General features: G+C 59.7%; 20 protein-coding genes and 1 tRNA gene. 11 read left to right on the forward strand and 10 right to left on the reverse strand.

The annotated features are described in order from the left end of the window. Positions 1 to 254: 254 nt before the first annotated feature. Positions 255 to 476: a hypothetical protein gene (locus tag ACZZ0A_RS12280; RefSeq protein WP_095112016.1), complete on the reverse strand. Its 222-nt coding sequence runs from the start codon at positions 474 to 476 to the stop codon at positions 255 to 257. A gap of 218 nt (positions 477 to 694) precedes the next feature. Here ACZZ0A_RS12280 and ACZZ0A_RS12285 point away from each other — a divergent pair, with 218 nt between their 5' ends. Then, positions 695 to 1156, forward strand: coding sequence for a hypothetical protein (locus ACZZ0A_RS12285; protein WP_463543167.1), 462 nt, complete (start codon positions 695 to 697; stop codon positions 1154 to 1156). Between the two features lie 16 nt (positions 1157 to 1172). Here ACZZ0A_RS12285 and ACZZ0A_RS12290 read toward each other — a convergent pair whose 3' ends face one another. Continuing rightward, on the reverse strand, positions 1173 to 2405 hold the full coding sequence (locus ACZZ0A_RS12290; protein WP_123375426.1) for an MFS transporter: 1233 nt from the start codon (positions 2403 to 2405) through the stop codon (positions 1173 to 1175). Positions 2406 to 2635: 230 nt separating this feature from the next. Here ACZZ0A_RS12290 and ACZZ0A_RS12295 point away from each other — a divergent pair, with 230 nt between their 5' ends. The 5 genes from ACZZ0A_RS12295 to ACZZ0A_RS12315 all read left to right on the forward strand — a co-directional run bounded on the left by ACZZ0A_RS12295 (position 2636) and on the right by ACZZ0A_RS12315 (position 8755). Continuing rightward, complete coding sequence (locus tag ACZZ0A_RS12295; protein ID WP_007915400.1) at positions 2636 to 3568, forward strand: AraC family transcriptional regulator; 933 nt, start codon at positions 2636 to 2638, stop codon at positions 3566 to 3568. 77 nt (positions 3569 to 3645) lie between these two features. Further along, a complete protein-coding gene (locus ACZZ0A_RS12300) occupies positions 3646 to 4101 on the forward strand; it encodes a (2Fe-2S)-binding protein (protein ID WP_463543168.1) in 456 nt (151 codons plus the stop codon). Then, positions 4101 to 6353 carry a xanthine dehydrogenase family protein molybdopterin-binding subunit gene (locus ACZZ0A_RS12305; RefSeq protein ID WP_463543169.1) on the forward strand — a complete coding sequence of 751 codons (2253 nt, stop codon included), beginning with the start codon at positions 4101 to 4103 and terminating at the stop codon, positions 6351 to 6353. Before ACZZ0A_RS12300 ends, ACZZ0A_RS12305 begins: the two co-directional genes overlap by 1 nt. 17 nt (positions 6354 to 6370) lie before the next feature. After that, positions 6371 to 7723, forward strand: a complete 1353-nt coding sequence (locus ACZZ0A_RS12310; RefSeq protein WP_463543170.1) for a c-type cytochrome — start codon at positions 6371 to 6373, stop codon at positions 7721 to 7723. A 12-nt stretch (positions 7724 to 7735) separates the two neighbouring features. Then, complete coding sequence (locus ACZZ0A_RS12315; RefSeq protein ID WP_463543171.1) at positions 7736 to 8755, forward strand: XdhC family protein; 1020 nt, start codon at positions 7736 to 7738, stop codon at positions 8753 to 8755. Positions 8756 to 8805: 50 nt separating this feature from the next. Here the strand turns inward: ACZZ0A_RS12315 and ACZZ0A_RS12320 are convergent, their stop codons facing one another. Then, positions 8806 to 9027, reverse strand: coding sequence for a hypothetical protein (locus tag ACZZ0A_RS12320; protein ID WP_007915390.1), 222 nt, complete (start codon positions 9025 to 9027; stop codon positions 8806 to 8808). Positions 9028 to 9219: 192 nt separating this feature from the next. Between ACZZ0A_RS12320 and ACZZ0A_RS12325 the strand changes: the two genes are divergently transcribed. Then, complete coding sequence (locus tag ACZZ0A_RS12325; RefSeq protein ID WP_007915388.1) at positions 9220 to 9429, forward strand: hypothetical protein; 210 nt, start codon at positions 9220 to 9222, stop codon at positions 9427 to 9429. A gap of 51 nt (positions 9430 to 9480) precedes the next feature. Here the strand turns inward: ACZZ0A_RS12325 and ACZZ0A_RS12330 are convergent, their stop codons facing one another. Further along, on the reverse strand, positions 9481 to 9894 hold the full coding sequence (locus tag ACZZ0A_RS12330; RefSeq protein WP_007915386.1) for a cupin domain-containing protein: 414 nt from the start codon (positions 9892 to 9894) through the stop codon (positions 9481 to 9483). Positions 9895 to 10014: 120 nt separating this feature from the next. Then, positions 10015 to 10923, reverse strand: coding sequence for a transcriptional regulator GcvA (locus ACZZ0A_RS12335; protein WP_177321047.1), 909 nt, complete (start codon positions 10921 to 10923; stop codon positions 10015 to 10017). Between the two features lie 110 nt (positions 10924 to 11033). Between ACZZ0A_RS12335 and gstA the strand changes: the two genes are divergently transcribed. Both gstA and ACZZ0A_RS12345 read left to right on the forward strand, forming a co-directional pair. Then, complete coding sequence (gene gstA / locus ACZZ0A_RS12340; RefSeq protein ID WP_463543172.1) at positions 11034 to 11645, forward strand: glutathione transferase GstA; 612 nt, start codon at positions 11034 to 11036, stop codon at positions 11643 to 11645. 99 nt (positions 11646 to 11744) lie between these two features. Beyond that, the gene (locus ACZZ0A_RS12345; RefSeq protein WP_007919637.1) at positions 11745 to 12125 is read left to right on the forward strand and encodes a RidA family protein; all 381 of its coding nucleotides are present in this window, start codon (positions 11745 to 11747) and stop codon (positions 12123 to 12125) included. Between the two features lie 84 nt (positions 12126 to 12209). Here ACZZ0A_RS12345 and ACZZ0A_RS12350 read toward each other — a convergent pair whose 3' ends face one another. Continuing rightward, the gene (locus tag ACZZ0A_RS12350; RefSeq protein WP_463543173.1) at positions 12210 to 12719 is read right to left on the reverse strand and encodes a hypothetical protein; all 510 of its coding nucleotides are present in this window, start codon (positions 12717 to 12719) and stop codon (positions 12210 to 12212) included. A gap of 210 nt (positions 12720 to 12929) precedes the next feature. On the opposite strand from ACZZ0A_RS12350, the gene ACZZ0A_RS12355 reads away from it, so the two are divergent. After that, positions 12930 to 14918: a peptidase U32 family protein gene (locus tag ACZZ0A_RS12355; RefSeq protein WP_463543174.1), complete on the forward strand. Its 1989-nt coding sequence runs from the start codon at positions 12930 to 12932 to the stop codon at positions 14916 to 14918. A 112-nt stretch (positions 14919 to 15030) separates the two neighbouring features. Here the strand turns inward: ACZZ0A_RS12355 and ACZZ0A_RS12360 are convergent. After that, positions 15031 to 15105 (reverse strand) — tRNA-Gln (locus tag ACZZ0A_RS12360). A 319-nt stretch (positions 15106 to 15424) separates the two neighbouring features. Here ACZZ0A_RS12360 and ACZZ0A_RS12365 point away from each other — a divergent pair. Further along, positions 15425 to 16453, forward strand: a complete 1029-nt coding sequence (locus ACZZ0A_RS12365) for an alpha/beta fold hydrolase (RefSeq protein ID WP_007919066.1) — start codon at positions 15425 to 15427, stop codon at positions 16451 to 16453. 216 nt (positions 16454 to 16669) lie between these two features. On the opposite strand, the gene ACZZ0A_RS12370 is transcribed toward ACZZ0A_RS12365, so the two are convergent. From ACZZ0A_RS12370 to ACZZ0A_RS12380, 3 genes are all read right to left on the reverse strand, one after another. Then, positions 16670 to 17026 (reverse strand): DUF6124 family protein, encoded by a 357-nt coding sequence (locus ACZZ0A_RS12370; protein WP_007919067.1) that lies wholly within the window; start codon positions 17024 to 17026, stop codon positions 16670 to 16672. A 119-nt stretch (positions 17027 to 17145) separates the two neighbouring features. Beyond that, positions 17146 to 17511 (reverse strand): DUF6124 family protein, encoded by a 366-nt coding sequence (locus ACZZ0A_RS12375; RefSeq protein ID WP_463543175.1) that lies wholly within the window; start codon positions 17509 to 17511, stop codon positions 17146 to 17148. 602 nt (positions 17512 to 18113) lie between these two features. Beyond that, complete coding sequence (locus ACZZ0A_RS12380; RefSeq protein WP_463543176.1) at positions 18114 to 19139, reverse strand: GlxA family transcriptional regulator; 1026 nt, start codon at positions 19137 to 19139, stop codon at positions 18114 to 18116. Positions 19140 to 19172: the final 33 nt, after the last annotated feature.

The raw sequence follows: 19172 nt of genomic DNA on the forward strand, positions 1-19172 counted from the left end.
CCGTTTTCCCAATAGCGAACGTGCGTTTCGCAGGTCTAGGACAGCTCTTGTAGGGGATGGGGAGTGTCGGCTAGACATCGGCATCTCATATAGGAGGGAAGAGAGGCAGATACTACACAAACGCTATTACGTCCGCTTCTGGCCGAAAGCTGCCGCACGCCAACCGTCACCAAACTGTTGACCCGTGATTGGACTAAGGAGAAGCGATCGGAACGTATTGGCTCGGATCGCTCCGAAGTGAAGCAACCGTGTTGTCAGGGCGCAATTGTCCACGACTTGCCAAGTGCCAGCCGGTGACCATCGTCAACCCTTAGGCGAGAGAGAAGGCTTTTGGGCGCTGAGAGAGAAAAGAACACCCAGTGGCCAGAACCATCAGCCATGGGCTCATTGTCGGCGACATAAAGCGCAACCTCGCTCTCAGGCATTTTTAGGGCAACAGACAGTTCCGCCTGGGTCAACTTTCGATAATCGTTCATCAGATCACTCCTTGATCCCGGCTCCATGCCGGTCCTATAGCAATAGCGCAAAAACTGGAAACCCTCCACCGCCCGGGCATGCTCCGGCGTAGTCCGCGCTCCCTAAAGCCGCCAATTCACCCAACACCCCTTATGTAACCCAAAAACACGCCGATACCGTCCAGCAGCACGGAAGCACCGCAGCAGCACTGACTCCCTAGAAGGAAGGAACCCAAACAATGTTGGAACACCTCTGGCGCAACATCCATTCCCCGGACTACTTGCCCAACGTACTGGAGTGGATGCTCCATATTCTCCTCAGCCCGTTCATGGTGATCATGTGCCTGATGGTCGGGGCGCTGGCCGGAAAATGGTGGAGAGCCCTGCCCTACGGCAGCCTGACTTGTTATGTGGTCTTTCTGAGCCGGTCTTCTTTCTATCGCTGGGAAAGCATTTTCCCCCTGGCCGGCCTGCCTGCGCTGGCGATAGATGGCGCACTGCTTGCGCTGCTCGGCTTTTATTTGAAAGGCGTACTCAAAACCCGCGCAGACGCAAAACCCGAAGGCCATTGGCTGCGCAGGCTTTATCAAGGCCTTAAGGTTTTTCTGCTGACGATCATGGTGATGTTCTGGGGATTGGTCGTGCTGTTTGTCGTGGTCTTCACGGTCTCGGTCGCGACCCAACCGTCATTGGTGCATTGAGCAGCCTCCTGCTCGATCAGACAAATCGGGACTCCGGATCGCCGGAAACAGCGGCCGACTCAACAAGATGAACTTCAGTGGCATTGCGCCCCGCCAGCCAGGCCAGCACAGACGCGGCGACCAGCACCGCCGCACTGAGCTCGAATGTGGCTTTGTATCCGCTCAGGTCAAAAGCCAGACCGCCAATGATTGCGCCTCCGGCGATCGCCAGTTGCACAATGGCCACGAGCAAGCCGCCTCCGGCTTCCGCGTCATCCGGAAGCGTCTGCGCCAGCCATGTCCACCAGCCGACCGGCGCGGCCGTGGCCACCAGTCCCCAGAGGCCGAGCAACACGGCGGTGAGCACCGGTGATTTGCCGAAGCTGACTAACGCCAGCGCGATGGCCGCCATGATCAGCGGAATGACGGTCAACGTGCGGTAGAGGCCACGGCCCATAAACCGTTCGATCAGAAAGGTGCCGATAAACCCTGCCAGTCCCAACCCCAACAGCATCAAGGACAAGGTTGAGACGCTTACGCCGGTCACGCCCTCAAGAAAGGGACGCAGGTAGGTGAACAGCATGAACTGGCCCATGAAAAATACGCTGACGGCGACCATGCCCAAGGCCACTGGCGGCTGCTTCATCAGGCGCAGAACGTTGCCGCTACCGGCTTGGCGCTCGGCCTTGAACGACGGCAGGCTTATCAGCAGCCAGACGGCGGCCAGCACTGCGACCGGAACCACACAGAAGAACGCGCCGCGCCAGCCGATCAGCGAGCCGAGAAAGCTCCCTGCCGGAGCGGCGATGACCGTGGCCAAGGCGTTACCGCCATTGACGATGGCCAGCGCTCGCGAAACCTGTTCAGGCTTGACCAGACGTATTGCAGTCGCCGCCGACAGTGACCAGAAACCACCAATCGCTATCCCGATCAGCGCACGTCCAAACATGAATGACGGGTAACCCGGCGCGACCGCGACGACCGTACCAGAGACGATCATCAGCAAGGTCAGGCCCAGCAGCAGCTTCTTGCGCTCGACGCGAGCGGCGACCGAGGCAATCAACAGACTGGTGATCAAGGCAAAGGCACCGGACACGGAAATGCCCTGCCCGGCCTGGCCTTCGGTGATGTGCAGGTCGGCCGCAATCGGCGTCAGCAGGCTGACCGGCATGAATTCTGAAGCGACCAAGGCGAATGCGGCCAACGACATGGCCAGCACAGCGCTCCAGCCGCCTGTTCTTTTAGATGGATCTGTAGATGGAAACGTCATGAGAACTACCTGTGGTGCGAAAAACCTGTGGATGTGATGCGCAGGGGCAAGCAGTTTGTCGTCCCTTCCGGACACTGCCCCCGTAACAGATAGACACATTCTCCCGGTCAATCCGGCCCTTCCCTAGCGCATTCCTCTTGAATGCTTGCCTGATCCTCTGGCGATGCAGGGTGATGGATAGGAAACGTCTCGCGCGCGGATTAGAGTTCGGTCAACAGGAGTGACCCGACATGATCCCTACCCCTCTGCCCCAGGAATCGCCTTTGGCATTGCACATTGACCCGCGCGTGAGCGCACCGGGTGACTTCGCCACGGCCATCCCCGGCTTGTCGTTGTTTCGTCGCGACCAACCGGCGCCGCCCGTGGTGTGCATGATCGAACCGAGCCTGATTCTGGTGGGGCGCGGCGAAAAGCGCTTGTGGGTCGGCGGTGAAGGCTACAGCTATGACCCGTCACGGTTTCTGGTGACGTCGCTGGACTTGCCCGCCAACTCCGAAGTGATGCTCGCCAGCCCCGAACAGCCTTGTGTCGGCCTCGTGCTGAAACTGGATGTCAGCATGCTCGCCGAGGTCATCACCAAGAGCGGCTTGCCGGCCAAGCGGCAGCCAGCAACGGGCACGGGCGCCGCGATTGGCAGCTTGTCGTCTGCGCTGGAGGGCGCACTCGATCGGCTGCTGGCATTGCTCGATGAACCCGAGGCGATCCCGGTGCTGGCGCCGCTGATTCTGCGCGAAATCCACTATCGGCTGCTGCACACCGACCAAGGCGCACGGCTGCGGCAGATCACGGCCGTCGATGGTCAGGGTTATCGCATCGCCAAAGCGATTGACTGGCTGAAGGTCAACTACACCGATGCTCTGCGCATCGACGATCTGGCCGCGCGGGTGCAGATGAGTGCGCCGACCTTTCACCACCATTTCCGACAGCTCACTGGCATGAGTCCGCTGCAGTACCAGAAATGGCTGCGCCTCAACGAAGCGCGGCGGCTGATGCTGGTCGAACGCCTCGACGTGTCGCGGGCGGCGTTTGCGGTCGGCTATGAAAGTCCGTCGCAGTTCAGCCGCGAATATGCCCGGCTGTTCGGCACCGCGCCGAGTCGTGACATTGCCCTTTTGCGTGGGCAGCCATTCGAAGCAGAAGCCCTCGGCACAGTAGCGAATTGAACGAAAAACGCTGATACGCCTCGCCGCGTGTCACCGCTCATAACAATGCACGTCAACCGATGATCAGCGGGTGAACCATGGAACTACGAATCAACCAGAAGACCTATCAGGTCGATGCCGAAGCCGATACGCCCTTGCTGTGGGTGATCCGCGATGATCTGGGCATGACCGGCACCAAATACGGCTGCGGATTGGCGCAATGCGGCGCCTGTTCGGTGCTGGTGGACGGCAACGTCGTGCGCTCGTGCGTCACGCCGGTGGCGGGTGTGGTCGGCCGCGAGGTCACCACCATTGAGGCGATCGAAAGCGATGAGGTGGGCAAACGGGTGGTCGCGACCTGGGTCGATCTGCAGGTCGCCCAGTGCGGCTACTGCCAGTCCGGTCAGGTGATGGCCGCCACCGCGCTGCTCAAACAAAACCCCAAACCAAGTGATGCGCAGATCGAAGCGGCGATGGTCAACCTGTGCCGCTGCGGCACTTACAACGCCATTCATGCCGCCGTGCATGAGCTGGCCGGCAAGGGAGACGCGTGATGAACGTACGTATCGACCCTTCACAGCAAGCCTCGGTGCTGGATCTGCACGAACCGATCAATGTTTCGCGCAGGCGTTTTCTGACCGGTACCGCCGTCGGCGCACTGGTCCTCGGTTTCGGTCTGCCGCTCGGTACAACGCGCGTGCAAGCTGCCGTTGCAGCGGCAACGGCCGAGCGCGGCACGCAAGTGCCGGCGTTTCTCGAAATCCGTCCGGACAACCGCGTGCGTCTGCTCTGCCCGTTCATGGAGGGCGGACAAGGTACGTTCACGGCGATGGCGCAAATCGTCGGTGAAGAGCTGGATGCCGACCCGACAACCTTCCTGGTCGAAGCCGCACCGCCCGGCGAAGCCTATGTGGTGTTGGAAAACGGCATGCGCATCACCGGCGGCAGCATGTCGGTGCGCATGAGTTACCCGGTCATGCGCCGCCTCGGCGCCCTCGCCCGCGCCATGTTGTTGCAGGCGGGTGCGCAGCAACTTGGCGTGCCGGTGAGTGAATTGACCACCGAGCCTGGCAAAGTCGTGCATGCCAAGTCGGGCCGCTCGTTGGCCTACGGTGATCTGGCCGAGCGCGCAATGGATCTGCCGGTTCCCGATCCGGCCTCCGTGCAACTGCGTGATCCGAGCCAGTTCCGCTGGATCGGCAAACCGGTGAAGCGTCTCGATGCCTATGACAAATCCACGGGCAAGGCGCTGTACTGCATCGATCTAAAGGTCGACGACATGCTGCATGCCGCCGTTCAACATGCCCCGCGCTTGGGCATGACGGTCGGCAGCCTGCGCAACGAAGAGCAGGTCAAGGCAATGAAAGGCGTGCATTCCGTGCATCGTTTGCCGGGCGCCGTGGCGGTGCTCGCCGAGCGCTGGTGGCACGCCAAACGTGCGGTCGAGGCAATTCAGGTCGACTGGCAAGAGCCAACGGCCGAGAGCAAAGTGCGGCCGATGCCCGCGGACTTTTCCAGCGATGCCTGGTTCAAGCGCCTCGCTGAAGATAAAGGCCCGGCCAAAGATGATGAAAACCAAGGCGATGTGGCTGCGATTCTCAAGGAGACCAAGACCCGGATCGACGCCACTTACCACAACCAATACCTGAACCACGGCCAGTTGGAGCCGCCTTCGGCACTGGCCCGATTCAATCCGGACGGTTCGCTGGAAGTCTGGTTGCCGAATCAGGCGCCGGACATGTTCCGCGCCGACATCGCCAAACGCACCGGGCTGGATCCGTCGCGCATTACGTTGCATTCGCCACTGCTGGGTGGCTTCTTCGGTCGGCATTTCCTCTACGACTCGGCCAGTCCCTATCCGCAGGCGATTGCGCTGTCCAAGGCCGTTGGCCGACCGGTCAAACTGATCTGGAGTCGCGAAGAAGAGTTCCTGCGTGACGTGCTGCGCCCGGTTGCCGCAGTGAATTTCCGTGCGGCGCTGGACAGCGACGGCTGGCCGCTGGCAATCGAAGCGATCAGTGCCACAGAAGGCCCGACCGAAGCCCTTGCCGGCAAGCAGGGTGAAAAACTTGACCCCACAGCGCTTGAAGGCTTGTCGGGCAAGTCCTATGCGATCCCCAACAAGCGCATCGCGCAGATCTACGTCAAAGGCCCGGCGATGCTCGGTTACTGGCGTTCGGTAGGCAACTCGCTGAACGACTTCTTCTATGAATCGTTCCTCGATGAACTGGCCGACAAGGGCGGCAAAGACCCGTTCGACCTGCGCCTGCATCTGCTGCGTGACAACAAGCGTTTGACCACGCTGCTGCAAGCGGTGGGTGAACTGTCAGGTGGCTGGAAGCGCGGGCCGTTTACCGCCGAAGACGGCAGCAAACGTGCGCGCGGCGTGGCCATGGCTTCGCCGTTCGGTACAGAGACGGCGGTGATCGCTGAGGTGTCCATCGAGAACGGCCAGGTCAAGGTGCACGACATCTGGCAGGCAATTGATCCGGGCAGCATCGTCAACCCGGCGATTGTCGAGGCTCAGGTCAATGGCGCCGTGGCGCTGGGGCTGTCGCAAACCCTGGTGGAAGAAGCCGTGTGGATTGATGGCAAACCCCGAGCGCGCAATTACGACTTGTACCCGATCCTGCCGCCTGCGCGGATGGCACGGGTCCATGTGCGTGTGGTCGAGAGCGGGGAAAAAATGGGTGGCATCGGTGAACCGCCGTTGCCAGCGGTCGCGCCCGCCGTCGCTAACGCGGTGGCAAGGCTAACCGGTCAGCGGGTGCGCAGCCTGCCCATGAGCCGACACACCTTCACTTGATCAGCGCCGGAGCGTCCATGAATAACAGCCGATTCGCAAGAACCGCTGGCTGGCTGGCGGTGCCGTGCCTGGTCGCGGCAGGCCTGCTGGCCTGGTATGTCACCCGCGAGCCTGTCTCGCGCCTGGAAACCCATCAGATCGCCGTGGCCGATATCGACCCGGCACTGGTCGCCCGTGGCGAATACGTCGCCAGGCTCAGCGATTGCGTGGCCTGCCACAGCGTGCCGGGCGGTGCGCCGTTCGCCGGCGGCCTGGAAATGGCCACACCGCTGGGCTCAATCCATGCGACCAATATCACCCCGGACACGGAAACCGGCATCGGCCACTACAGCCTGGCGGATTTTGACCGAGCGGTGCGCCACGGCGTGGCGCCCGACAGTCGCCGTCTGTATCCGGCGATGCCCTACCCGTCCTACGCCAAACTCAATGACGATGATGTGCGTGCGCTGTATGCGTTTTTCATGAAAGGCGTGGCGCCGGTCAAACAGGCGAATATCCCGAGTGCGATTCCGTTTCCGCTGAACCTGCGCTGGCCGATTGCACTGTGGAACGGTGTGTTTGTCGACGCCGAACCGTACGTGGCCAAACCTTCGCAGGATGAACAGTGGAACCGTGGCGCTTACCTCGTTCAGGGCGCCGGGCATTGCGGCAGTTGCCACACGCCGCGCGGCCTGGCGTTCAACGAGAAGGCATTGGATGAGGCCGGTAAACCGTACCTCGCTGGTGCCTTGCTTGATGGCTGGTACGCGCCGAGCCTGCGCGATGATCACAACACCGGACTGGGTCGCTGGAGCGAAGTGGAGATCGCGCAGTTCCTCAAGACCGGTCGCAACCAACACGCAGTGGTCTACGGCTCAATGACCGAGGCGTTCAACAACTCCACGCAGTTCATGAGCGATGACGATCTGAGCGCGATTGCCCACTACCTGAAGTCGCTTCCCGGGGATCGCGAACGGGACGGCGCGCCGTGGCAGTATCAAGCGGTTTCGGCAGCGCAACGTCTGGACTCGCCCGGTGCGCATACCTACGTGACGCGCTGTGCTTCCTGCCATGGCCTGGACGGCAAGGGGCAACCTGAATGGATGCCGCCGCTGGCGGGCGCCACCTCGGCACTGGCCAAGGAAAGCGCCTCGGCGATCAACATCACCCTGAATGGTTCGCAGCGTGTGGTCGCGGCTGGCGTACCGGACGCCTATCGCATGCCGGCCTTCCGTGAACAGCTGTCGGATCAGCAGATCGCCGAAGTGCTGACATTCATGCGCAGCACCTGGGGCAATCAGGCCAGCGCTGTCGATGCGCAGACCGTGGGCAAACTGCGTGAGCACACCGATCCGGCGAGCAGCAGCCCGATCATCCTGCAGATGCGCTAAGAGGAGATACTGATGGAAAGCATCGACTTGCTGGTCCTGCGCACGGCGCGGGACTGGCTTGCCGCTGGCGAGCGTGTATTGCTCGCCACGGTGGCGCGCACTTGGGGTTCTTCACCGCGTCCGACCGGGTCGATGATGGCGTTGCGTGACGATGGTCGCGTGGTGGGCAGCGTGTCCGGCGGCTGCATCGAAGACGATCTGATCCATCGCTACACCACGGCCCATGGCGGCAGCGCTTTTAGCGACAGCGCACCGCAAGGGGTGCGCTATGGCGTCAGTGCCGATGAGGCGCATCGCTTCGGCTTGCCCTGTGGCGGCACGCTGGAACTGATCCTTGAGTTCAATCCGTCGTGGCAGTCACTCGACGCGTTGCTGGTGCAACTGGACGCCGGGCAACTGGTTCGTCGTCGCCTGGCGTTGGAGTCCGGTCAGGTCATGCTCGAACCGACTGCGACGCCGGAACAGTTCAGCTTCGATGGCGTGCAGATGCTCAACACCTTGGGACCGGGCTATCGGATGCTGATGATCGGGGCCGGCGCAATGGCCGAGTATCTGGCCACCATGGCGTTGTTCAACGGTTTTAAAGTGGCGGTGTGCGATCCGCGCCCCGAGTACATCGAAACCTGGGCGGTCGATGGTGTGGAGCGCATCATTGGCATGCCGGATGATGTGGTGCGCGACTTCGCGGTCGATCTGCGCACCTGCATCGTTGCCTTGAGCCATGACCCCAAACTCGACGATCTGGCCCTGCTCGAAGCCCTCCACAGCCCGGCGTTTTACATCGGCGCCATCGGCTCGCGGCGCAACAGCCAACTGCGCCGTGAACGCCTGATCGAGCATTTCGGTGAAACCGAGGCGTCACTTCAGCGTCTGCACGGACCGATCGGCGTCTACATCGGCAGCAAGACGCCTGCGGAAATCGCCGTCAGTGTGATGGCCGAGATTCTTGCGGCCAAGAATGGCGCGAACTTGCCGAGTGAACTCAGCATCGCCCAGGCCAAACACTCCATCGATTCTGTGGCGATTGATTGAGCGAAACCGCCGACTCGAGTCGATTCTTGACTCAACCAGTGATCCGTCACTCACGACAGTCCATCGAACCAGCCCAGTACGCGCATGACCTTGGTATAGGTTTTTTGCTTGGCGAAGAGAGTCAACAGCACCAGACCGCCGCCCAGCACCGTGAAAAGCACGCCGCCGGTACCATCGATGAAGAGCAGAAATACACCCAAGGTCGCGAATGCGGCCCCCAGCGCGCCCATCACCTGTCGGCTCTGCTTCTGCTCGGGATACTTGCCAAACATCGTCCTGATCTCGTTCAGTCGTTGTATCGATCCACTCTAGACCAGGTGCGAGCGGTCACTGATCATTCGTGCGTCATGGAGGCGCGCATCCGTCGCAGTAAAGCGTTTGCAGATGTGCTGCAATAGGCGTCGAAAAAGTCACCTGACGGGTTAACTGGCCTGAACCGTTAACCGTCACCAGAGGAGCCCTGAATGCCGAAAAAACTGCCGGTCAATAAAGAGGCCGCCACCGCAGCTGATATCGAGCGCTCTATTCAGGCCTTGAACAAAATGGCCGAACGTCTGTGGGGGGATGGACGTGAAGCCGAGGCCAAGGCGCTGCTCGATGCGCTTGATGCCTTGAACCGCGCACTCGACAGAATCCGCATTGGCGAGAGCCGCCGGGTGGTCACCCTGCATTAAATTCCGCATCAGTCGTCAGCCCTGCCAGCGCGGCAGGGCCCGACCTGTGCCTTATGGTTTGAGAATCAGCACCGGCTCACCCTTCTTGACGATGTAAGTCGCCAGTTCGGAACCTTTGTCCTGACCGACATTGCGCGCGATATGCGCCACGCCTTCCGGAATGAACAGCGAATCACCGGCCTTCAACGTGACCGGCGCCCGGCCCTCCAGTTGATACTCGAACGTGCCGCTGATCACATAAGCGACTTCCACGCCCGGATGGGCATGCCGGGGCGAGGTCACGCCCGGTTCGAAATCAACCCGTGCCTGAATCACTTCGCGCTCGGCCGCGCCGAGATCTTGGCGAACCAGATCGGTGCGGCTCAGCCCTTGCTGCCAGCTCTTGGGTTGCGCGTCGGCTGCGTGTGCGAAGCCGATCATCGAAGCGAAGATTACTGCGGTGGTCAGAAACAGTGGACGGTGCATGGCGTGCCTCTCAAAGGTCGTGTTGGGTGACCTCTACTGTGGGCGCGGCATGTAGAAAGGATGTGTCGCAAATCCTCGATTTGTTGTTTACGTGTGTCCTTGCACGGGATTGATACACGCTTATACAAAGGCCTCGTCGCCGGGGCGTTGCGCCAACAGCCAAGTCCTGAACGCCGCAATCTTGCGGGTATCGGCGGTTTCATGGGGTGTTACCAAATAGAAACCCAAGTCATCCTTCAACCGTAGATTAAAGGGCGCGACCAGCCGGCCTGCACGCAGGTCATCGTCGACATACGTCGAACGCCCGATGCACACACCCTGCCCGTGCACCGCCGCTTGCACGGCCATCATTGCCAGATCGAAGGTCAGGCGCGGGCGCTCGGCGAGTTGCGCACACTCACCGGCGGCGCTGAGCCAGTTGTTCCAGTCGCCGGCGGTCATGCCACTGACTTGCAACAACGTGTGCTCGAGCAAATCGGCCGGTGCGCTCAGGCTTTTCGACGCGTCGAGCAACGCCGGACTGCACACCGGAAAAATCTCATCGGACATCAGGAAATCGGCGCGCAAGCCTTTCCAGTCGCCACGCCCGTAACGAATCGCGGCATCGATGCCGCCCCGACGAAAATCGACCAGCTCGGTGGATGCGCTGATACGCACATCGATGGCGGGAAACGCCTGCTGAAATGACGGCAATCGCGGCAACAACCATTTGGAGGCGACCGACACCAAGGTATTGATGGTCAACACGCTGTTGTGGCGCGACTCCAATAACGTCTGCGTCGAATAGCGCAACTCCTGGAACGCTGTACGAATGCCAGGCAAGTACGCCTGGCCGTCTTCAGTCAGGGCCAGCCCATCCTTGAGCCGCAGAAACAGATTCACGCCCAACTCCTCTTCGAGACGGCGGATCTGATGGCTGATGGCGGTTTGCGTGACGTTCAGTTCTTCGGCAGCCTTGGTGAAACTCATATGCCGAGCGGCACACTCAAACGCTTTCAAGCCGTTGAGCGAGGGGAGTCTGGCGACCATGGCGAGTTCGGTACTCATGAGATTTTGTCATACGCTAACACCGCAAATGACCTTTGCGAAGACCTGTCCCTGCAAGGGATGCTGACACTTCCCCACCCACTGGAAGTGCCATGAAACTGTATTTCGCCCCGATGACCTGCTCGCTGGCGCCGCACATTGTGTTGCGCGAATCGGGCCTGCCCTTCGAGCTGATTCGCGTCAACAATCAGAGCAAGCGCACGGCCGACGGACAAGACTTTCGCGACATCAACCCCAAGGGCTACGTCGCTGCGTTGCTCCTGGATAACGGCGAAGCGCTGACAGAAGGCCCGGCGATCCTGCAGTTCCTCGCCGATCAGGTCGCCGAAAGCGCACTGGCGCCGACACTCGGCAGTTGGCAGCGGACGCGCTTGCAAGAGGACCTGAACTTCATCAGCACGGAAATTCACGGTGGCTGTGCACCGCTGTTCGATGCGCAAATGCCACAAGCGACCAAAACGATTTTTACGCAAAAACTGTTCAAACGCCTCGACTACCTGAACCGCAGGCTGGTGGATCAGGACTATTTGCTGGGCACATTCGGAGTCGCCGATGCCTACCTGTTTAGCGTGTTGACGTGGCTGCCAAGCTTCAATATCGACCTGCAGCACTGGCCGGCGCTGGCCGCCCACTCCCGTCGCATCGCCGCCCGCCCCAGCGTCGTTGCAGCCATAGCGGCAGAAGCGGCGACGCAGCCGGTTTGATCGCCCTCAACGCTTTCACTGCGGTGGCGGCTGATCATTTGTCCGTTAGCCCTGAATCTGTAAACTGGCGCGATTTACTCGCTCAAACAAGGGATCCGCATGGCTAACCAAGACATCACCTTTACCCCCGATCCGGACGCAGACTCGATTTCGTCGGACGTCACCACGTTCAACGGGATCATGATGTCCACGCAGATCCCGACCCGTGCCGACGGCAGTCTGGAACTGGGCGACATCACCCTGCAAAGCGAATGCACCCTGCAAGCGCTGAAAGTTGCGCTGGAACGCGCCGGCAGCTCGATGGACCGCGTAATGCACCTGACCATCTATCTGACCGACATGGCCGATCGCGCGGCATTCAACGAGGTTTACAAGCGCTACTTCGCCAAGCCATGGCCGGTGCGTGCGGCGGTAGGTGTGGCGTCGCTGGCAGTTGAAGGCATGCGTGTGGAAGTGACTGCGATGGCGGCCAAGGCCTGAGTTCCACGCCTTTAAGTCATCAGCCGCCGATTCATCGAAGCTTAAAACCCGAGCCAAGCCTCTAAAGGCTGGCTCGGGTCATTTTCAGGATTGCTTCCGGGCTTCAAGTGGCCCTGTTGCGACAAGCGATAACTTTCCTTCCTTCACGCTGTATTTTTTTATTTGGCCGTCATCCTCAAGCTCAAAGTCGAAGTAGAAACTGGCGGTTATCGAACTGTTCGCGTCATTTCTCTGAAACTTAATTTTCCCCGCCTTGGCATAGATGATATGCGGGGTCATTGTGATGAGCCCTTGAACACTACTACCCTGCCCCCCTATGTCGTGTTCCCCATCGGGTAGCTCGTTATTGATAACGAATGACATTATTTCGAAAATGTCGTTTGCATGCTCTCTATGGTGCGCGATCAGGCTAAAGGTCTCGGCGGAACCGAAGTAGAAAGCTCTGCCTTCTTTGGTTGCCTGGAATACCGGCCCGTCAAGGTGCGGATGGACGGGATCAATCACTGCTTTGTAGTAAATTTCCGGCGCGCGAGTCCTTCTGTTCAAATTATTTTTGTTGATGCCTAAATAACGAAAATAGTCTTTATCGTTCATAGCAACATGTCCTTTTCGTAATGAATGTTCGGCGAGTGATTTCATTACTATTTCGAACTTCCTACTGCACAACAACTGACAGGTCTGACAGTTGCGCGAATCCGCGAAACGTGTGTAGCGCGATTGGCAGTCCATCGGCTACATAGGTGCCGACATGTCGTTTCACGGGTAGAATGCGCGCCTAACCGTGACAGCCTGACTAAAAAAACTATGTCCTTGCCCAAGCATCATCTGGAATTGCTCAGCCCTGCCCGCGATGTGGCCATCGCCCGTGAGGCGATCCTGCACGGCGCTGATGCCGTGTACATCGGCGGCCCGAGCTTCGGTGCGCGCCACAACGCCTGCAACGAAGTCGGCGAAATCGCCGAACTGGTGGAATTCGCCCGCAAGTATCACGCGCGAATTTTCACCACCATCAACACCATCCTGCACGACAACGAACTGGAGCCGGCGCGCAAGCTCATCCATCAGTTGTACGACGCCGGTGTCGACGCGCTGATCGTTCAGGATCTGGGCGTGATGGAGCTGGACATTCCGCCGATCGAGCTGCACGCCTCGACCCAGACCGACATTCGGACGCTGGAGCGGGCGAAGTTCCTCGATCAGGCCGGTTTCTCGCAACTGGTCTTGGCCCGTGAGCTGAACCTGCAAGAAATCCGCGCCATCGCCGACGAAACCGACGCCGCCATCGAGTTCTTCATTCATGGCGCGTTGTGCGTGGCCTTCTCCGGCCAGTGCAATATTTCCCACGCGCAGACCGGTCGCAGCGCCAACCGTGGCGACTGCTCGCAGGCCTGCCGTTTGCCGTACACCCTCAAAGATGAAAAGGGTGGCGTGATCGCCTACGAAAAACACCTGCTGTCGATGAAGGACAACAACCAGAGCGCCAACATCCGCGCGTTGGTTGAAGCCGGTGTGCGTTCGTTCAAGATCGAAGGTCGCTACAAGGACATGGGTTATGTGAAGAACATCACCGCCTATTACCGCCAGCGCCTCGACGACGTGCTCGAAGATCGCCCGGACCTGGCCCGCGCCTCCAGCGGCCGCACCGCGCACTTCTTCCTGCCTGACCCGGAAAAGACTTTCCACCGGGGCAGCACCGACTACTTCGTCACCGATCGCAAGATCGACATCGGCGCTTTCGACTCGCCTACCTTCACCGGTCTGCCAGTGGGCACGGTCGAGAAAGTCGGCAAACGCGACATGCAGGTCGTGACCCACGAACCGCTGTCCAACGGTGATGGCCTCAACGTGTTGGTCAAACGCGAAGTGGTCGGTTTCCGCGCCAACATCGCTGAAGCCAAAGGCGAGTTCGAAGAAGACGGCGAGAAGCGCTACCGCTATCGCGTCGAGCCGAACGAAATGCCCGAAGGCCTGTACAAGCTGCGGCCGAACCACCCGTTGAATCGCAACCTCGATCACAACTGGCAACAGGCGCTGCAAAAAACTTCGTCCGAGCGTCGCGTGGCTTTGAGTTGGGTCGCGCGTTTGCGTGAAGAACAGCTGGAAGTGACCGCCACCAGTGAAGAAGGCATCAGCGCCAGTGTCACCCTCGCCGGCCCGTTCGGTGTGGCCAACAAGCCTGAGCAAGCTCTGGAACAGCTGCGTGATCTGCTCGGCCAGCTCGGCACCACGCAGTACCACGCCACCGACATCAAGCTGGATGCGCCACAGGCGTTCTTCATCCCGAACTCGCAGCTCAAGTCGCTGCGCCGTGAAGTGATCGAAGCCCTGACCGCCGCCCGTGTCGCCGCTCACCCGCGTGGCGGCCGTAAAGCCGAAACCAACCCGCCGCCGGTGTACCCGGATTCGCACCTGACCTTCCTCGCCAACGTCTACAACCAGAAGGCGCGCGACTTCTACCACCGTCACGGCGTCAAGTTGATCGACGCGGCGTACGAAGCGCATGAAGAGCCAGGCGAAGTGCCGGTGATGATCACCAAGCACTGCCTGCGTTTCTCCTTCAACCTGTGCCCGAAACAGGCGAAAGGCGTGACCGGCGTGCGCACCAAAGTTGCGCCGATGCAGTTGATCCACGGCGATGAAGTGCTGACGCTGAAGTTCGATTGCAAGCCGTGCGAGATGCACATCATCGGCAAGATGAAAGGCCACATCCTCAACCTGCCGCAACCGGGCAGCGTGGTCGGCCACATCAGCCCCGAAGACCTGATGAAAACCATCCCGCGCGCACCGCACTGAGTGGACGGCGTGCGCGGTGCTTCGGCGCCGCGCACGCCTGCCCTGCTCCGCCTGGCCAAATCGCAGGCATAAAAAACGCCAACTTCTTGCGAAGTTGGCGTTTTTTCGAATATGGCAGGGGCGGCTGGATTCGAACCAACGCATGGCAGGATCAAAACCTGCTGCCTTACCGCTTGGCGACGCCCCTACTGCTCTTTCCAGCTACTTCGTTAGGTTCGCTGTGAGAACGGGGCGCAATTTACCAAGGTTTTTTGGCTTTGGGAAGCGCGAAGTGAAATATTTTTTGTTTTAAAACAGCGACTTATTATTTTGGCCTGAATCAGGCCCGTGGTGAGTCGGTTTCGTTGCCGTGTATCAGACTGTGTACGAACCCCACCGCGACACATCGACTTGCAACAAAGCCGTTCTTCGACACAGGCCAGATACCTCTCCGCGCTCAAATGCACTCAAGGTTTCAGGTGTTCATTCAGAACCCTTGGCCAAAGGCTCGCAAAGGAGAAGTCACCATGAAGATGGCACTGCACACCCGCAAAACCGCGTTCGGCTTGTCGATTCTGGCTTTGTCGTTGTTCGGCGCTTTTGGCAGCGCTCAGGCGCAAACCGCAGAACCTTCCGCCGTCAGCTATTCCGCGCCCTCGCCTTTCGGCCCGCTCAAACATGTGAAGGCCGGCGTGCTCGACGTCGCCTACGCCGAAACCGGCCCTGCCAATGGCCCGGTGGTAATCCTGCTGCACGGCTGGCCCTACGACATTCACAGCTACGACGAAGTCGCACCGTTGCTGGCGGCCAAGGGGTATCGGGTATTGATGCCGTATGCGCGCGGTTATGGCGATACGCAGTTCCTCTCCAAAGACACCCTGCGCAATGGCCAACCGGCGGCGCTGGCCAGTGACGTCATCGATTTCATGGACGCGCTGAAGATCAAGCAAGCGGTGCTTGGCGGTTATGACTGGGGCGCGCGCTCGGCGGACATCGTCTCGGCGCTGTGGCCGGAACGGGTGAAAGCTTTGGTTTCGGTCAGTGGTTATCTGATCGGCAATCAGGCCGCCGGGCAGAACCCGCTGCCGCCCAAGGCAGAATTGCAGTGGTGGTATCAGTTCTACTTTGCGACTGACCGTGGTCGCGCCGGGTATGAGAAGAACACTCATGATTTCGCCAAACTGATCTGGCAAACCGCTTCGCCGCAATGGAAATTCGACGACGCCACGTTCGATCGCAGTGCCAAGGCACTGGAGAACCCGGATCACGTCGACATCACCGTGTTCAATTACCGCTGGCGTCTGGGCCTGGTACAGGGCGAAGCGAAGTACGCCGCGCTGGAACAGAAACTCGCCACCGCGCCGTCGATCAGCGTGCCGACCATCACCCTTGAAGGCGATGCCAACGGTGCGCCGCACCCGGCGCCGGAGGATTACGCCAAGCGCTTTACCGGCAAGTATCAGTTCCGTTTGATCAATGGCGGGATTGGCCACAACTTGCCGCAGGAAGATCCGCAGGCGTTTGCCAAGGCTGTGATTGATGCGGATCACCTGTAGAAACAAACAAGCAGTCAGCCGCTCTGGCTGACTGCTTGATTATTTGAGGGTGGGATTGAGGCTTGAGGGATGCTCACGTTTTGCAGATTCCTTGCCTGAACGGGCGTCATCGCGAGCAGGCTCACTCCTACAGGGGGAACGCATTTCAAATGTAGGAGTGAGCCTGCTCGCGATCATGCCCGACCAAACACCCTCAATCCCGACTAACGTGCGCGATCACTCAGTCGGCACAACCAGATCCAACGCTTTGTTCACCGCCAACTCCCCCAACATGACCACTTGCGCAATACCCAGCAGCGTATGACGGTTCGATCCCTCCAGCACCCCGGCAAAATTACCGAGCATCACCGTGGCGGACGCCAGGGAACCGCTGGCATTGCTCAGCAAGGACTCGGCGTCGGATTGCGGGTTAACCATGAACATCGTACTGGGCGTATAGGGTGTGGCCATGATCGCGGCAGGCAACAGGTAATGGTCAAGCGCCCGTTCTGCGGCTTCGTGGAGCTTTCTTGAATTGGGCGATGCGTACGGGGACACCAGGTCTGTGACCGGTGGTTCAGGTGGCTGAGACATCAGCTGAAACTCCAGACAAGAACCGCTTCAGGTTCTTTGATAGAAGGCGTGAAGCGCCGCGATCGCGGACGCTTCCGTGCAAATGAGGGGGCACGCCCCCTCACCCATCTGCATCGCGACTAGTGCGGCAAGCGCTGGTTATCCAGAACTCGACCGACCACCAGCTCACTGAGCATGATCACCTGTTGCAGGATCAGCATCTTTTTGCGCTGTGAGGGGTCGATCACATCGGCGAGATCTCGGGCCATGTCACTGGCGCAGGACAAGGTTTCAGTGGCTTCGACGAGTAGGGTATCGTTATCCACCGTGGGGTCGATCAGGTAGATCTTGCCGGTTTTGCGGGTGGGGATTGAAGTCTTCAGCGCGGAAGGATTGAGGTAGAAGTTGATCGCGCGGTCGGTGGCCTCTTTGATGTTTTGAGGTTCGAGTGCGGCGTCGTAGGGGATTGGATCGGTTTCTGGCGGGTTTGGCGTGATTTTGAACATGGATGACACTCGCTTAGCAAAGAATAAGGAGCCATCACTCGCGCTACCAAACGAGGGTGGTGACCATTGCGCGGGTTGGTAGACCGGTCTAAGCGAGTAAACCCCGGCGCTCCCGAAAGAGCCCCACGCATGGCCACCATATAAAACCGAGCCCCGAAAAGAGACTGCATATAGCGGCGCATTACGCTTAGAAGACGGGCTACCAAACCCCATCACTGTTTTGCAGTGACAGGGAAACGATACAGCCCGCCTCAAGGCGCGTAAGCCGGCGGATTCTGGCGTACGCGTAGGCAACGGCGCAAGGTGTTGTAGCCGTTATGGCGTAACAGTGCGTGTAAGTTAAACGTGTGTGGGTGATGGTGTTTAAAAGCCCCTCACCCTAGCCCTCTCCCAGAGGTAGAGGGGACTGACCGTGGTGTTTGGGGGAGGTACGCCGACGTGGGATACCGAGGTGAACTCAGGTAAGGAAACAGTTGGGGACCACTGCTGCCAATTCCCTCACCCTAGCCCTCTCCCAGAGGGAGAGGGGACTGACCGAGGTGTTTGGGAGAGGTACGCCGACGTGGGATATCGAGGTGAATTCAGGTGGGTAACGGCTTGGGTTATTTGACCAGCCGTTTTTCTTTGGAGGGTCTGTAGCCGAAATATGAGCTGTAGCATTTGCTGAAATGGCTTGGGGAAACGAAGCCGCACGCTACGAGCACTTCCACTTGTGACAGCTCGGTGTGTTGCAGCAAACGCCTTGCTTCGGTGATGCGCAGTTCGAGGTAATAACGCTGCGGCGTGGTGCCCAGTTGTTCCTTGAACAAGCGCTCCAACTGGCGACGGGATCGGCCCGCGTACACCGCCAGTTGCTCCAACTCCAGCGGCTCCTCCAGATTGGCATCCATCAGCTTCACCACTTCACGCAACGGCGCACTGACGCAGAGATTTTCATCCGGTTTGATCCGCCGGTAGCGCGACTCCTCAAAAGCCAGAATGTCTTCGATGCCTTCGACCAAGGCTTTGCCGTGCAGGCTTTTGATCCAGTCGAGTGCCATGTGAAAAGCACCGGACGGACTCGAAGCCGTCAGCCGGTCGCGATCAATCACGTAAGGCTCACTGCTGACATGGGTGGTTTTAGCAATTTCCGTGAGTGCCGGGCGATGCTCCGGGTGGATCGCGCAGCGATAGCCATCGAGCAACCCGGCGCGGCCGAGAAACCAAGAGCCATTCCACAACCCGGCGAGACTGATGCCCCGCTCCGCTGCGGCCCGCAGCAAATGAATAAACTCATCACTCGCCCGCAGTTCGGTGCGATACCCGCCACACACCACCAGCAGATCCAGTTGCTGAAGCGCGGCCGAATCCAGACGTGCATCGGGGCGGATTACCAGCCCCAGATCACTGATGACTTCGCCGTCACCCAAACCAAACGTACGCGAGGAAAACAAACCCGGACGCAACAGGTTGGTAGTGACAACGGTGTCCAGCGCTTGGGTAAACGCCGGCAATGAAAAGTGTTCGAGCAGCAGAAAACCGGTGCGGGTCAGGCGCGTTTCATCTGCGCCCTGCTCATTCAGATAGCGGAGGTTTTTCCCCTTCATGCCTCCACTGAATTGGCGTCGTTCGATCAAGTTCGGGTCCATCGGTCATGTTGTTGTGCGCCGATAGTTGGCTCG

It is taken from the genome of Pseudomonas sp. AC242, assembly GCF_979258655.1.

What these genes read in the sequence shown, in the direction of transcription:
- ACZZ0A_RS12290 (WP_123375426.1), bottom strand. Translation starts at nt 2,405, where the DNA reads ATGACGTTTCCATCTACAGATCCATCTAAAAGAACAGGCGGCTGGAGC.
- ACZZ0A_RS12315 (WP_463543171.1), top strand. Translation starts at nt 7,736, where the DNA reads ATGGAAAGCATCGACTTGCTGGTCCTGCGCACGGCGCGGGACTGGCTT.
- ACZZ0A_RS12320 (WP_007915390.1), bottom strand. Translation starts at nt 9,027, where the DNA reads ATGTTTGGCAAGTATCCCGAGCAGAAGCAGAGCCGACAGGTGATGGGC.
- ACZZ0A_RS12335 (WP_177321047.1), bottom strand. Translation starts at nt 10,923, where the DNA reads ATGGTCGCCAGACTCCCCTCGCTCAACGGCTTGAAAGCGTTTGAGTGT.
- gstA (WP_463543172.1), top strand. Translation starts at nt 11,034, where the DNA reads ATGAAACTGTATTTCGCCCCGATGACCTGCTCGCTGGCGCCGCACATT.
- ACZZ0A_RS12300 (WP_463543168.1), top strand. Translation starts at nt 3,646, where the DNA reads ATGGAACTACGAATCAACCAGAAGACCTATCAGGTCGATGCCGAAGCC.
- ACZZ0A_RS12370 (WP_007919067.1), bottom strand. Translation starts at nt 17,026, where the DNA reads ATGTCTCAGCCACCTGAACCACCGGTCACAGACCTGGTGTCCCCGTAC.
- ACZZ0A_RS12345 (WP_007919637.1), top strand. Translation starts at nt 11,745, where the DNA reads ATGGCTAACCAAGACATCACCTTTACCCCCGATCCGGACGCAGACTCG.
- ACZZ0A_RS12280 (WP_095112016.1), bottom strand. Translation starts at nt 476, where the DNA reads ATGAACGATTATCGAAAGTTGACCCAGGCGGAACTGTCTGTTGCCCTA.
- ACZZ0A_RS12285 (WP_463543167.1), top strand. Translation starts at nt 695, where the DNA reads ATGTTGGAACACCTCTGGCGCAACATCCATTCCCCGGACTACTTGCCC.
- ACZZ0A_RS12365 (WP_007919066.1), top strand. Translation starts at nt 15,425, where the DNA reads ATGAAGATGGCACTGCACACCCGCAAAACCGCGTTCGGCTTGTCGATT.
- ACZZ0A_RS12305 (WP_463543169.1), top strand. Translation starts at nt 4,101, where the DNA reads ATGAACGTACGTATCGACCCTTCACAGCAAGCCTCGGTGCTGGATCTG.
- ACZZ0A_RS12375 (WP_463543175.1), bottom strand. Translation starts at nt 17,511, where the DNA reads ATGTTCAAAATCACGCCAAACCCGCCAGAAACCGATCCAATCCCCTAC.
- ACZZ0A_RS12380 (WP_463543176.1), bottom strand. Translation starts at nt 19,139, where the DNA reads ATGGACCCGAACTTGATCGAACGACGCCAATTCAGTGGAGGCATGAAG.
- ACZZ0A_RS12350 (WP_463543173.1), bottom strand. Translation starts at nt 12,719, where the DNA reads ATGAACGATAAAGACTATTTTCGTTATTTAGGCATCAACAAAAATAAT.
- ACZZ0A_RS12355 (WP_463543174.1), top strand. Translation starts at nt 12,930, where the DNA reads ATGTCCTTGCCCAAGCATCATCTGGAATTGCTCAGCCCTGCCCGCGAT.
- ACZZ0A_RS12330 (WP_007915386.1), bottom strand. Translation starts at nt 9,894, where the DNA reads ATGCACCGTCCACTGTTTCTGACCACCGCAGTAATCTTCGCTTCGATG.
- ACZZ0A_RS12310 (WP_463543170.1), top strand. Translation starts at nt 6,371, where the DNA reads ATGAATAACAGCCGATTCGCAAGAACCGCTGGCTGGCTGGCGGTGCCG.
- ACZZ0A_RS12295 (WP_007915400.1), top strand. Translation starts at nt 2,636, where the DNA reads ATGATCCCTACCCCTCTGCCCCAGGAATCGCCTTTGGCATTGCACATT.
- ACZZ0A_RS12325 (WP_007915388.1), top strand. Translation starts at nt 9,220, where the DNA reads ATGCCGAAAAAACTGCCGGTCAATAAAGAGGCCGCCACCGCAGCTGAT.